The sequence below is a fragment of the Actinoplanes sp. NPDC051411 genome (assembly GCF_040682075.1).
In the GTDB taxonomy this organism is placed as follows: Bacteria; Actinomycetota; Actinomycetes; order Mycobacteriales; family Micromonosporaceae; genus Actinoplanes.
Map to the genome: position 1 here is coordinate 1 of NZ_JBFBAD010000208.1, position 13,048 is coordinate 13,048.

Sequence of the window (13,048 nt, forward strand, 5' to 3'; positions counted from 1 at the left end):
CAGCGCTTGTGGACGACGGGCGGAAACTGTCGTACCTGCCTGGTTGAGTCGGCCCCGCCCAGCGCCGGGGTGGGGGCGGTCAGCGGCCGTGTGAGACAGCCAGCGCTTGTGGATGACGGGCGGAAACTGTCGTACCTGCCTGGTTGAGTCGGCCCCGCCCAGCGCCGGGGTGGGGGCGGTCAGCGGCCGTGTGAGGCAGCCAAGATCAAAAAAGGGGCCCGGCCGAAGATCGGCCGGGCCTCCGTCGTGCGACTCGTCAGACGCGGGTGAAGATCAGGGCCACGTTGTGGCCGCCGAAGCCGAACGAGTTGTTCATGGCCGCCGGGATGTCGAGCGGGCGGGCCTTGTGCGCCGCCACGTCGAGGTCGAGGCGGTCGTCCGGGTCGTCGAGGTTGATGGTCGGCGGGACCACGCTGTCGCGGATCGCCAGGATCGTGGCGATCGACTCGAGCGCGCCGGCCGCGCCGAGCAGGTGACCGGTCATCGACTTGGTCGACGTGATGACCGGATGGGTGCCGACCGCCGTCTTGATGCCGATGATCTCGCCCATGTCGCCGGCCGGTGTCGAGGTGGCGTGCGCGTTGACGTGGACGATGTCGGCACCGGTCAGGCCGGCGTCCTTGATCGACTTGCTCATCGCGCGGATGCCGCCCTTGCACTCCGGGTCGGGCTGGACGATGTCGTAGCCGTCCGAGGTGATGCCGGCGCCGGCCAGGCGGGCGTACACCCGCGCGCCGCGAGCCGCGGCGTGATCGGCCCGCTCGAGCACCACCGCGCCCGAGCCCTCGCCGAAGACGAAGCCGTCGCGGCCCTTGTCCCAGGGGCGGGACGCCCGCTCGGGTTCGTCGTTACGCGTCGACATGGCGCGCATCGAGGTGAAGCCGGCGAACGGCAGCGGGTGGATGACCGCCTCGGTGCCGCCGGCCACGACCACGTCGGCCCGGCCGGAACGGATGATGTCGAGACCGAGCGCCAGCGCCTCGGCGCCGGTCGCGCAGGCGCTGGCCATGGCGTGCACGCCGGCCCGCGCCTTCAGGTCGATGCCGATCCAGGCCGCGGGCCCGTTCGGCATGAGCATCGGCACCGTGTGCGGGCTGACCCGCCGCGGGCCGGAAGCCTCCAGGATGTCGTCCTGGGCGAGGAGGGTCTGGGCGCCGCCGATGCCGCTGCCGAAGCTGACCGCGAGGCGTTCCGGGTCGAGCCCGGAGTCTTCCAGGCCGGAGTCGGCCCAGGCCTGCTGGGCGGCGATCAGGGCGACCGCCTCGGACCGGTCCAGCCGGCGCAGTTTCACCCGGTCGATGACCTCGGAGGGCTCGACCACGAGTTCGGCCGCGATCCGGGCCGGCATCTGCTGGGCCCACTCCTGGGTGAGGAGCCTCACCCCGGAGCGGCCGTTGAGCATGGCGTCCCAGGTGGACGCGACGTCCCCGCCCAACGGGGTGGTCGCGCCGAGCCCGGTGACGACGACGTCTACATTGCTCATCTCAGTGATTCGCCTCGATGTAGCTGACCGCGTCACCGACGGTCTTCAGGTTCTGGACCTCGTTGTCGGGGATCTTGACCCCGAACTTCTCCTCGGCCGCCACCACGACCTCGACCATCGACAGCGAGTCGACGTCCAGGTCGTCGGTGAACGACTTGCCCTCCGCGACGTCGTCCGGGTTGACCCCGGCGACCTCCTCGAGGATCTCGGCCAGGCCCGAGGTGATCTCTTCGCGAGTAGCCATTTCTGGTGTTTCCTTTCAATGGTGGGAAATGCCGCTTACGGACAGCGGACGACCTGACCGGCATAGGTAAGACCGCCGCCGAACCCGAAGAGCAGCACGGGGGCGCCGGACGGCACCTCGCGCCGCTCGACGAGCTTGGACAGCGCGAGCGGCACACTAGCCGCCGAGGTGTTGCCCGACTCGATCAGGTCCTTGGCCACGACCACGTCCGGGCCGAGTCCGAGGCGCTTCACGATGCCGTCGATGATGCGGGTGTTGGCCTGGTGCGGCACGAACGCCGCCAGCTCGGAAGGCTCGATGCCGGCCTTGTGGCAGGTCTCGATCGCGAACGGGGCGAGCGCGGTGGTCGCCCAGCGGAAGACGATCTGGCCGTCCTGCTTGATGTACGGCTGGATGCCCTCGATCTTCAGCACGTCGCCCTTGTCGGGTGCCGAGCCCCAGAGCACCGGGCCGATGCCGGCCTGCTCGCCGTCGGGCACGCCGGTCACGACCGCGGCGCCCGCGCCGTCGCCGAAGAGCACGGCGGTGGTGCGGTCGGTCCAGTCGGTCACGTCGGAGAGCTTTTCCGCGCCGATGACCAGGGCGTTGCGGGCCGCGCCGGCGCGGATCGCGTGGTCGACGGTGCCCAGGGCGTACGAGAAGCCGGAGCAGGCCGTGTTCAGGTCGTACGCCGCGGGCGCCGTGATGCCGAGCCGGGCCGCCACCCGGGTCGACACGTTGGGGCAGCGGTCGATCGACGAGCACGTGGCGACCGTGACGAGGTCGATGTCGGACGCGCTGAGACCGGAGGCGGCCAGCGCCTTCTCGGCCGCGTAGGTGGCCATGTCGGCGACCGACTCGGACTCGGCGATACGGCGCTCCGCGATGCCGACCCGGTCCTTGATCCACGCGTCGTTGGTGTCGATCGTGGCGGCCAGGTCGTCGTTGGTGACGATGCGCGAGGGCTGGTAATGGCCCATCGCGACGATGCGGGAACCCGCGGTCATCGTGCTGCTCCTTCGGTCGCGATCTCAGAGGCGACGCCGTGGCGGGCGATCAGGTCGCGGGCCGCGGGTAGGTCGTCGGGGGTGTTGAGGGTGACGATCTCGGGGGCACCGTCGCCCTTGAGTTCGCGCTTGACCAGGCCGGCCAGGGTGCCGGCCGGTGGCAGCTCGATGATGCCGGTGACGCCAAGGTCTTTGAGCGCCGCCATGCAGAGGTCCCAGCGGACCGGCGCGGTCACCTGCCGCACCAGCCGCCGGAGCATTTCGTGGCCGTCGGCCACCGTGGTGCCGTCGAGGTTGGACAGCAGGGTGCGGGCCGGGTCGTTCACGGTCACGCCGCCGGCCAGCGCGTCGAGCGCGGTCTCGGCGGGCGCCATGTAGGGGGTGTGGAAAGCGCCCGCGACCTGCAGCGCCCGGACCCGGGACGCGGCGGGTGGTTCCGCCTGGAGTTTGGCCAGCGCGTCTAGTGCGCCGGCCGCGACGACCTGAACGGCCGCGTTGCGGTTGGCCGGGTAGAGCCCGAGCCTCTCGATCGTGGCCAGCACTTCGGCGGGGTCGCCGCCGACCACGGCGCTCATGCCGGTCGGCTCGAGCGCGCAGGCGGCGGCCATCTCGCGGCCGCGGACGCCGGCCAGGCCGATGGCGGCCTCGGGGGAGAGCACTCCGGCCAGCGCGGCCGCGCCGAGCTCGCCGACGCTGTGGCCGGCGACCAGGCTGACCTGGTCGAGTGGCAGGTGCCCGCCGGCCAGTAGTGCGGCGGCGACGAGCAGCGGCTGGGTGCGGGCGGTGTCCTTGATCTCGTCGGCCTCGGCCTGGGTGCCGAGGTGGAGCAGATCGATGCCGGTGAGGGCGGACCACCACCGCAGCCGGGCCTCGGAGCCGTCGAGGTCGAGCCACGGAGTCAGGAAGCCGGGCTTCTGGGAACCCTGGCCGGGAGAAAGTACGGCGAGCACGTCTAGAGACTCTTCCGGATCCGGGCGGTTGTAGCGGTAGCCGCCGACGACGAAACCCTACGACGACTGTTGTGGGGTTCCTACAAACGACTCGTCGACTTCTACCGATTCGAGCGAGTTTATAACCGCTCGAACCGCCGAATGATCATGTGAAGCCGCAGGTGATTTAGCTCGCAGGATCCAGACGCCCGATCGTGAGCGCCAAACGCAGCGCGAACGCGTCCCGGCCGTCCAGGGGCGAGAGCCCGGTCACCTCGGCCACCCGCTTGAGCCGGTAACGGACCGTGTTCGGATGCACATAAAGCTCGCGGGATGCACTCTCCAGTACCCCGCCGGCGGCGAAAAACGCATCGAGGGTCTCCAGCAATCCGCCGCCGGCCTTGGCCAGCGCCGCGTACGCGTCGTGCCGCAGCGTCCGCCGCGCCTCCATGTCGCCGGCCAGGGTCCGCTCGGGCAGCAGCGCCTCGGCGGTCACCGGGGAGGGCGCCCCGGGCCAGGCCGGCGCCGCGCGGAAGCCGGCCAGCGCGGCCCGCGCCGATTCGGTGGCCTGGTCGAGCGAGGGTACGGCGTGCCCGACCACGATCGGCCCCTCGCCGAAGCTGACCGCCAGGGCGCTCGCGCTGGCCACCGGGTCGGTCGCCCCGCCCATCACCACGACCAGCCGGTCGCCGTGCACCCCGCCGATCACCTCGAACCGGGCCCGGCGGGCGGCCCGGTAGACCGCGTGCAGCACGGCGGTGATGTCGCCGCCCGGCGACCGGCCGACCACGACCGCCACCGGCGGCGCGTCGGCCCAGCCCAGCGCGGCCGCCCGGCTGGCCAGCACGTCCGAGGAGTCGCCGCGCAGCAGCGCGTCGACCAGCATCGCCTGGAGCCGGGCGTCCCAGGCGCCGCGCGATTCGGCCGCGCGGGCGTAGACCCGGGCCGCCGAGAACGCGATCTCCCGCGAGAACTTGAGGATGGCCTGGAGCAGCGCCTCCTCCTCGCCCGGAGCGGCGAGCGACGAGACCTGCGACTCGGCCACGTCGATCGTGACCTTGATCAGCTGTACGGCCTGGGTCAGCGTGATCGACCGGGCCAGCGCTCGCGGTGCGGCGGCGAAGACGTCGTCGGAGATCTCCTGGGTGGTCTCGGCGATCGTGCCGCCCGAGCGCAGCCACTCGACCAGCGAGCGCACACCGGCCTGGGCGACCAGCATGACCCAGGAGCGCTGATCGGCCGGCAGGGCCCGGAACCAGGGGAGTGTCTCCTCCATCCGGGCCACGGCGGTGCTGGCCAGCGCCCCGGTGTGCCGGTCGATCCGGCGCAGGGTCACGGCGAGAGGGGGTTGTCCCGCGCCGCGTCGAGCCTCAGCCACGCCATCAGCCTGCCACGTCGCGAAACGCGGGAAGAACCGCACGATCTGGGAGATTTGTCCGGTGTAGCGGTGCGCCCCTGCCGCGATTTCGGTCGGTGACCTGGCATGGTGTCGTGCTAGCGACACGGACTCCCGGTCCGCCAGAGGTAAACCTGGCCGGCCGGGTGCCGATCAAAGCGCACGTGAGACAACGCGAGCAGCAGGGTGAGGGAGGCGAGATGGTGGAACGGGAGGACGGGCCGCTGCCCGCCGACAACGATCCGGCGCTCGACGACACGACGTCGCCACCTCCGGCCGAGGACGAGCCGGTGGTGCCGGGCCCGAGCCGGGTCGGCTGCCGGACCGAGCTGCGCGGCTGGGCCGGTGCGCACCTGCACGGTGCCGTGCGCCCGCGCCGTCGTGCCGTCGGCCGCGGCCGGCCGCCCGGCCGCTGGTGCTGAGAGCTAACTCGACCGGGTGAGACGCCCGGCGCGTCCGCCACGCCGGGCGGGCGCGTCTGACCACCTTGAGGCGTGGACGACAAGAGACGGCTGATCCTCGACCAGGCTCTCGCGCTGGTCGACGAGCGCGGCCTGGCCGCCATGTCGATGCGCGCGGTCGCCGAGCGCGTCGGGCTCACGTCGATGGCGCTCTATCCGTACGTCGGCGGCAAGGACGCTCTGCTTGACGGCCTGGTCGACCTGCTCACGCTGGAACTCGGCTCGAAGGTCGGCGAGGATCTCGCCGACATCGACTGGCGTCGGCGGTTGGTCGCCCTCGGTCGGGCGGTCCGGTCTCTGGCGTACGCGCATCCGGCCGCCTTCCCGCTGCTCCTCAACCGGCAAGCGGCCGGGGCGTCGGCGTCCTGGCTCGTCGCCGCGCTGCGCGGAGTTCTGCACGACGCCGAGGTGCCGGCCGCCCGCATCCCGCGGCTGGCCCGGCTGATCTGCGCGTTCCTGCTCGGTTACACCACCGGCGAGGTCACCGGTGGCCTTCCGGCCACCGAGCCGGGGCTGGGCGACCGGGGGAAGGCGGCGGCCGAGTTCGAAGAGGACCTTCAAGATCTCGTACGCCTCGTCGAGGCCACTGTTCGGGTCGGATGATCCCGTTCGGCACAGATTGGAGCGTTTGCCGATCTATAAAGGGCTTATGTCCGGCGACGACGATGGTCTGCACGAGTTCGTGGCCGGCCGCCTGCCGCACCTGCGCCGCTCGGCGTTCCTGATGTGCGGCGACTGGGAGCTGGCGACCGAGCTCACCCTCGCCTGTCTGGCCCGGGTCGTGGCCGACACGCGAAGGGGCGTCGTGGCCGATCCGGACGTCTACGCGTACGCCGAACTGATGGAGGCGTGCCGCCGCCGCAACCGCCGCCGGGAGCATGTCTTCGTGGCGTCGGGCGGCGCCGAAGGCGTCGAAGCCGAGTCGATCCTGCTCCTCGACGCCCTGCACAAGCTCACCCCGCGCTGCCGGGCGGTGCTGGTGCTGCGCTACTGGGACGGCTTCGACGTGGACGCCACCGGCGCGATGCTCGACCTGGACGACGACCGCATCGAAGCCTACGAGCAGGCCGGCCTGGCCGCCCTCGAGCGCCTGCTGGCCCGCGCCGAGGTGGCGATCTCCCAGTGAGCGGCGGGCGCGACGCATCGGCGGCGCGGCTCCCAGCCGGCGCGGAGACCGCCGGCGGCGGAGCGGCCGCCCGGCCGCCGGCCGGCGCGGGAACGGCGGTGGCCCGGTGACCGCGCCGCTGGCCGAGCTGCTCGGGCACGTGCTGGACGGCGAGCCGGCGCTGACCGACGAGGTCGACGAGGTCTTCCGCCGGGCCGAGGCGCTGCGCCGCCGCCGGGCCCGGCTGCTGCTGGTCGCGGGAGCGGTGATCGCCGCGACCATCGTGCTCGCCGGCTATCTGCTGACCACCACGCTGCTGCCGGCCCGCGGATCGCCCCGGGCGCTTCCGGCGAGCCCGGCGGTCACGCCTTCGGCCGTTCCGGTGCCGTCCGCGATCGCCGATCCGGTGCTCGCCCTGATCGTGCCGCTGGCCGACGCCGCCCACCTGCGGATCGTGCCCCGGCCGCCGGAGCGCGGCTTCGGCTGGCGGCAGTATTCCGTGCGGACGGCGGACGGGCAGCCGCGCGGGACGGTCCAGGTCGCGGTCTTCGCCCGGCCGGACGGGCTCTGCTTCCCGCGCCGCAACGGCAAGGACGGCTGCGCCCGCGCCGACCGGGCCGGCGGTGACGTCGACTACGTGCGCTACGGCGAGGGCACCGACCCGGACTGGCAGGTCAACGAGGCGATCGCCCGCCGCACCTCGGACGGCCGCACGGCCGCGCTGATGGCGACCGGCGAGCGGGACGCCACCGACCCGGCCGAGGCCACGCCGCCGCTCAGCGGAAGCCAGGTCGAGCAGCTGGCGACCGATCCGCGGCTGCTCGCCGGCTTCGGCCCGGGGGAGGGCTGCGACGGACCGTCGTCCAACGCCTGCCCGGTCTTCAAGGTCCCGGTGCCCGAGGCCGACTAGACCAGGCGCCCGACGGGGCCGGGCGGAGGGTCAGGCCAGGGTCTGGCGCAGGGACAGGCCAGGGTCGGGCGCAGGGTCAGGCCAGGGTCGGGCGGAGGGTCAGGCCAGCGTCGCGCGGGGGAGTCAGACCAGCGTCGGGCGGGGAGCCAGACCGGGGCCGGGCCGGAGTCAGGCCAGGGCCGGGCGGATCGGGCGAGGGTGGCCGGCGGAGCGGGCTAGACGCGGCGGCGGATCAGGAAGGCGACGCCGGCCAGGCCGAACAGGACGACCACCAGGACCGCGCCGTTGAGCAGGAAGAGCCGGCGGATCTGGTCGAGGAAGCTGTTCACCCCGGCGACCGGGTCGATGGCGTCGCTCGAGGGCGAGATGTCGGTGCCCACGCCGCCGCCGATGCCGCCGTTGATGGTGTCGGGCTTGGGCTTCAGCGGGGCGCCGGCCGCGCGCAGCGCCTCCGGCATCGTCAAGCGGCCGTAGAACCAGCCGTCGGTCACCTTTTTGCCCGGCTGCTTGGCCATGCGGTGGGCCCGCGGGCCGCCGGCGGCCGTCGGGTAGAGGTCGTAGACCTGGGACGGCGCGTTCTTGACCAGGACGGTGATCGTGTATTTCGGGCCGAGCTTGCTCGCGGCCGGCGCGGCGGTCTGCGGCTTGGCCGCGGCCAGCCAGCTGACCTCGTCGTAGAGCGTCTGGAACAGGCGGGGCTGGGTGGCCTGCTGCACGGCGACCTTGCCGCCGGGCAGATCGCCGCCGACGACCTGCACCCCGCTGGGCGCCGGCGTCTTGGGCGCGGCGCTCGCCGGACCCCCGGCACCGATCGCCAGCGCGACGCCCACGGCCGCCACACCGGCCGCCGCGACGAGCCGCGTGATCGCCGTTCGAACCATAGTCCGGCCTCCCCGCCCCGTGGTGGACATGGCTTCGTTGCACCGCTGGTCGCCCGCGCCGGTGGAGCGCGAACCGCCGACGCCTTTCAGCCTCTCCCGGACCCCTGCCCGGGCGCATCTCGAGCCGGGACGAATTGGAGCCATCTGGGGATGACCGAGACGACGACGGCCGTTGATCAGCGGCCGAATAGTACCCACAGCACGCAACCGAACAGGAGCCGCGGTCACCCGCTCAGCCGATTTCGTTACCGGAATGAAGGGCAACGATGGCGGCCCGACCGCCATGTGCGGTATCGGGGCAAAAAGCGGGCGCCCCCGGACGACGTCAGCCGTCCGAGGGCACCCGCGTACGCGAAAGAGGGAGTGACTCAGAGCGCGGCGCGCGCCGCCCGCAGTCGCCGCAGGGTCGGCTCGCGTCCGAGGACCTCCAGGGACTCGAAGAGCGGAAGGCCCACCGCGCGCCCGGTGACCGCGACCCGGACCGGCGCCTGGGTCTTGCCCAGCTTGAGCTCACGGGCGAGCCCGACCCGCTCCAGCGCGGCCTTGAGCGGCTCGGCCGACCAGTCGTCGAGCGCCTCGAACGCTTCGGCGGTGGCGTCGAGGATCTCGGCCGCGTCGCCCTTCATCGCCTTGGCCCAGGACGTCTCGTCGCGCACCGGCTCGTCGAGGAAGAAGAAGTCGACGTAGTCGACGATCTCGGCCAGCACCGCGATGCGGGTCTGGGCCAGCGGGGCGACCGCGGTGAAGGTCTCGACGTCGAACGCCTCCGGGCGCCACGGCGGGGCCGGGATGGTCTCGGTGCCGGACAGCCAGGGCGCGCAGACCGCGGCGAACTCGTCCGGCGCGAGGGCCCGGATGTAGTCGCCGTTGAACGCCCGCAGCTTCTTCACGTCGAAGAAGGCCGGCGCGTGGTTGACCTCCTCGAGCCGGTATTCGTCGAGGATGACCTGCCACGGGACGATCTCGCGGTCGCCGGACGGGGCCCAGCCGAGCAGCATCAGATAGTTTTTCATCGCGGCGGCCAGGTAGCCCTCGTCGCGGTAGCCCTCCAGCGCCACCTTGTCGCGGCGCTTGGACAGCTTCTGCCGCTTCTCGTTGACGATGACCGGCACGTGCGCCCAGATCGGCGGGGTCACGCCCAGCGCCTCCCACAGCAGCTGCTGCTTGGGCGTGTTGGGCAGGTGCTCCTCGGCCCGGATCACGTGCGTGATGCCCATGGTCATGTCGTCGACGACGTTGGCCAGCAGGAACAGCGGGGAGCCGTCGCTGCGCGCGATGACGAAGTCCTCGATCAGCTTGTTTTCGAACGTGGGCTTGCCGCGGACGAGGTCGTCGACGATCGTCTCGCCCTCGTCGGGGGTGCGGAAGCGCAGCGCGCGGCCCTCGCCCGGGCCCAGGCCGCGGTCGCGGCAGAAGCCGTCGTAGCCGGTGTGCTGGTTGCCGGTGCGGGCGATCACGTCGTCGCGCGTGCAGTCGCAGTAGTAGGCCTTGCCCTCGCCGTACAGCCGGGTGGCGGCGGCGGCGTGGTCCTGCGCGTACGCCGACTGGAAGTAGGGCCCCTCGTAGGTCCCGCGTTCGATGCCGATCCAGTCGAGGGCCGAGATGATGCCCTCGGTCCACTCCGGACGGTTACGGGCGGCGTCGGTGTCCTCGATGCGGAGCACGAAGACGCCGTCGTGCTGGTGGGCGTAGATCCAGTTCTGCAGGGCCGACCGGGCACTGCCGACGTGGAACATGCCGGTCGGAGAAGGGGCGAAGCGTACGCGTACGGTCACCCGGTAAGACTACCCAGCGGGTATTCAGCGCACCGAGCGGATTCTCACGACGGCCACCGCCCCGGCCACGGTCACCGCCGCGGTCAGCCCGAACAGCGAGGGATAACCGCCCAGGTAGGTGACGATCGGGGCGGCCAGCGCGGGCCCCAGCACCTGGGGCAGCGCGGTGGCGATGTTGATGACGCCGAGGTCCTTGGCCCGGTCGGCGGCGGCCGGCAGCACCTGCGTGATCAGCGCGGTGTCGACCGCCAGATAGACGCCGTAGCCGGCCCCGAACAGCAGGGCCGCGACCAGCGAGACGGTCCAGGTGGGCCAGATCGCGAGCAGGGTCGCGGCGATCGCGATCAGGATGCCCGACCAGATCACGAAGATCTTGCGGCGGCCGATGCGGTCGGAGATGTAGCCGCCGATCATCGCGGTCAGGATCATCCCGACCGTATAGATCAGGATCATGTAGAGCAGGCCGGTGTCGGGGTCGGGGTAGTGCACGTCGTCGCTCAGGAAATAGAGCAGGTAGAGCGTGCCGAGCGCGTTGCCCATCTGGACCAGGAACCGGGTGCCCCAGGCCCACGCGAAGTCGGGGTTGCCCTTGAGGTCGAGCTTCCACCGGATCTTGGCGACCGGCGCCGGCCCGAGCGCGTCGTCGGGGGTGAACAGCGCGAACGGAATGGCCAGCACCAGCAGGCCGATGGTCAGCAGCAGATAGCCAGGGGCGATCGTGGTGACGACCGCGGTCACCAGGATGGCGCCCATGACCAGGCCGAGCGCCTGCGGCATCCCGATCCAGCCGGAGACCAGGCCGCGCTGGCTGACCGGCACCCGGTCGGGGACGGCGGCGGTCAGCGTGGCCAGCATGACGTTGAGCCCGACCTGGGCCAGCGCCCACCACAGGGTGACCGCGAGCAGGTTGTTCGCCTCGGACAGGCCGAGCAGGGCGATCGCCGAGGCCAGGATGCCGCTCAGGGTGAACAGGTGGCGGCGGCCGTAGGCCTTCCCGCGGAACCGGGGCCGCGCGCGGTCGGAGAGCGCACCGGCCAGCGGGTTGACGATCACCGCGACCACGGCGCCGACCCCGGTGACCAGGCTGAGCCAGAGCTCCTTGTCGTGCGAGACCAGGGCCTCGACCTGCTCCGGCAGCACGATCTGGACCGGGGTGAAGAACGCCATCCAGAGGCCGAGGTTGGCGGCGAAGAGCAGGCCGATCCACCGCCGACGCACCGGGATGACGGGTTCGGCAAGTGCCGGAACCCCGTGCGCGACGGCCATCCAGCCTCCCTAACGTGAAATTTCTTCGGAGGTTAAGGGATCGACGCCCCGCTCCGGAAGGCCTCGTCACTCGCAGCTTACGGAAGGTGTCGCGCGGTGGCCATGGTGCGCTTGAGGGGGATGAGGCGGTGCTGGTTGACGAAACGACTGAGCCGCCGCCCGGGAGTCCCGGACGGCGGCTCGTCAGACCTGCTTAGCTGTCGCCGCCGGTCTCGCCCACCGGGGCGGCCGTGACGTCGTCGATCGCGTACTTCTTGGCGGCCTCGGCCGGCACGTGCGACGGCACCTTGCCCTTCGCCGCCAGCTGGCGCAGGGCGGCGACCGCGATCGACTCGGCGTCGACATGGAAGTGCCGCCGCAGCGCGTGTCGCGTGTCGCTCATGCCGTAGCCGTCGGTGCCCAGCGAGACGTACTCGTTCGGCACCCAGCGGGCGATCAGGTCGGGCACGGCCCGCATGAAGTCGCTGACCGCGACCACGGGACCCTTGGTCGGCTCCAGCTTCTGCTGGATGTAGGGCTTCCTCGGCTGGTCGCCCGGGTTGAGCAGGTTGTGCTCCTCGACCTCGACCGCGTCGCGGCGCAGCTCGGTCCAGCTGGTCACCGACCAGACGTTGGCGGCCACGCCCCAGTCCTGGGCCAGCAGCTGCTGGGCCTTGAGCGCCCACTGCATGCCGGTGCCGGACGCCAGGACCTGCGCCTTGGGCCCGTTCGTCTCGGGCGCCGGCGAGTAGAGGTAGATGCCCTTGAGCAGGCCCTCCACGTCCACGTTCTCCGGCTCGACGGGCTGCAGGATGGGCTCGTTGTAGAGGGTGAGGTAGTAGAAGATGTTCTCCGGCTTCTCGCCGTACATCCGGTGGAGGCCGTTCTCCATGATGTGCGCGATCTCGAACGCGAACGCCGGATCGTAGGCCACGACCGCCGGGTTGGTCGCCGCGATGAGCAGCGAGTGCCCGTCCTCGTGCTGCAGGCCCTCACCGTTGAGCGTGGTGCGGCCGGCGGTGGCGCCGAGCAGGAAGCCGCGGGTCATCTGGTCGGAGGCCGCCCAGAACTCGTCCGCAGTTCGCTGGAAGCCAAACATCGAGTAGAAGATGTACAGCGGGATCATCGGTACGCCGTGCGTCGCGTACGACGTCCCGGCCGCGATGAAGCTCGCCGTCGACCCGGCCTCGTTGATCCCCTCGTGCAGGATCTGGCCGTTGGTCGCCTCCTTGTACGACAGGAAGAGCTCCCGGTCGACCGAGGTGTAGGTCTGGCCGTGCGGGTTGTAGATCTTCTTGGTCGGGAACAGGGAATCCATCCCGAACGTACGTGCCTCGTCGGGGATGATCGGGACCCAGCGGGCGCCGAAGTCCTTGTCCTTCATGATGTCCTTGAGCAGGCGGACGAAGGCCATCGTGGTGGCCACCTTCTGCTTGCCCGAGCCCCGCTTGACGTCGCCGAACGCCTTCGAGTCGGGGATGTTCAGCGGGATGACCTTGGTGTTGCGGGACGGCAGGTAGCCGCCGAGCTCACGCCGGCGCTCCTGGAGGTACTGGATCTCGTCGGACTTCTCGCCCGGGTGGTAATAGGGCGGAAGGTACGGGTTTTCCTCCAGCTGTTTGTCGCTGATGTC

General features: G+C 71.5%; 12 protein-coding genes and 1 pseudogene. 4 read left to right on the top strand and 9 right to left on the bottom strand.

The genetic code is table 11. The features are described from left to right. Positions 1-256: 256 nt before the first annotated feature. The 5 genes from fabF to AB0M88_RS50680 all read right to left on the bottom strand — a co-directional run bounded on the left by fabF (position 257) and on the right by AB0M88_RS50680 (position 5,020). Positions 257-1,483 (bottom strand): beta-ketoacyl-ACP synthase II, encoded by a 1,227-nt coding sequence (gene fabF / locus AB0M88_RS50660; protein WP_364115070.1) that lies wholly within the window; start codon positions 1,481-1,483, stop codon positions 257-259. A 1-nt stretch (position 1,484) separates the two neighbouring features. Further along, positions 1,485-1,727, bottom strand: coding sequence for an acyl carrier protein (locus AB0M88_RS50665; RefSeq protein ID WP_184953034.1), 243 nt, complete (start codon positions 1,725-1,727; stop codon positions 1,485-1,487). Positions 1,728-1,762: 35 nt separating this feature from the next. Next, positions 1,763-2,713 (bottom strand): beta-ketoacyl-ACP synthase III, encoded by a 951-nt coding sequence (locus tag AB0M88_RS50670; RefSeq protein WP_364115073.1) that lies wholly within the window; start codon positions 2,711-2,713, stop codon positions 1,763-1,765. Further along, the gene (locus AB0M88_RS50675) at positions 2,710-3,663 is read right to left on the bottom strand and encodes an ACP S-malonyltransferase (RefSeq protein WP_364115075.1); all 954 of its coding nucleotides are present in this window, start codon (positions 3,661-3,663) and stop codon (positions 2,710-2,712) included. The genes AB0M88_RS50670 and AB0M88_RS50675 overlap by 4 nt, the downstream gene beginning before the upstream one ends. Before the next feature lie 166 nt (positions 3,664-3,829). Beyond that, positions 3,830-5,020 (bottom strand): helix-turn-helix domain-containing protein, encoded by a 1,191-nt coding sequence (locus AB0M88_RS50680; protein WP_364115077.1) that lies wholly within the window; start codon positions 5,018-5,020, stop codon positions 3,830-3,832. Between the two features lie 218 nt (positions 5,021-5,238). On the opposite strand from AB0M88_RS50680, the gene AB0M88_RS50685 reads away from it, so the two are divergent. The 4 genes from AB0M88_RS50685 (at position 5,239) to AB0M88_RS50700 (ending at position 7,514) form a co-directional block, all read left to right on the top strand. Further along, the gene (locus AB0M88_RS50685; RefSeq protein WP_364115079.1) at positions 5,239-5,460 is read left to right on the top strand and encodes a hypothetical protein; all 222 of its coding nucleotides are present in this window, start codon (positions 5,239-5,241) and stop codon (positions 5,458-5,460) included. A 72-nt stretch (positions 5,461-5,532) separates the two neighbouring features. Continuing rightward, positions 5,533-6,102 (top strand): helix-turn-helix domain-containing protein, encoded by a 570-nt coding sequence (locus AB0M88_RS50690; RefSeq protein WP_364115081.1) that lies wholly within the window; start codon positions 5,533-5,535, stop codon positions 6,100-6,102. Between the two features lie 46 nt (positions 6,103-6,148). Beyond that, complete coding sequence (locus tag AB0M88_RS50695) at positions 6,149-6,625, top strand: sigma factor-like helix-turn-helix DNA-binding protein (RefSeq protein ID WP_364115083.1); 477 nt, start codon at positions 6,149-6,151, stop codon at positions 6,623-6,625. A gap of 106 nt (positions 6,626-6,731) precedes the next feature. Next, the gene (locus tag AB0M88_RS50700) at positions 6,732-7,514 is read left to right on the top strand and encodes a hypothetical protein (protein WP_364115085.1); all 783 of its coding nucleotides are present in this window, start codon (positions 6,732-6,734) and stop codon (positions 7,512-7,514) included. A gap of 215 nt (positions 7,515-7,729) precedes the next feature. Here AB0M88_RS50700 and AB0M88_RS50705 read toward each other — a convergent pair whose 3' ends face one another. The 4 genes and pseudogenes from AB0M88_RS50705 to AB0M88_RS50720 form a co-directional block, all read right to left on the bottom strand. After that, a complete protein-coding gene (locus AB0M88_RS50705; protein ID WP_364115087.1) occupies positions 7,730-8,395 on the bottom strand; it encodes a hypothetical protein in 666 nt (221 codons plus the stop codon). A gap of 368 nt (positions 8,396-8,763) precedes the next feature. Beyond that, the gene (gene gltX / locus AB0M88_RS50710) at positions 8,764-10,170 is read right to left on the bottom strand and encodes a glutamate--tRNA ligase (protein WP_364115089.1); all 1,407 of its coding nucleotides are present in this window, start codon (positions 10,168-10,170) and stop codon (positions 8,764-8,766) included. A 24-nt stretch (positions 10,171-10,194) separates the two neighbouring features. Further along, the gene (locus AB0M88_RS50715) at positions 10,195-11,436 is read right to left on the bottom strand and encodes an MFS transporter (RefSeq protein ID WP_364115091.1); all 1,242 of its coding nucleotides are present in this window, start codon (positions 11,434-11,436) and stop codon (positions 10,195-10,197) included. 193 nt (positions 11,437-11,629) lie between these two features. Then, positions 11,630-13,048: pseudogene (locus AB0M88_RS50720) on the bottom strand (pyruvate dehydrogenase (acetyl-transferring), homodimeric type); the annotation flags it as partial.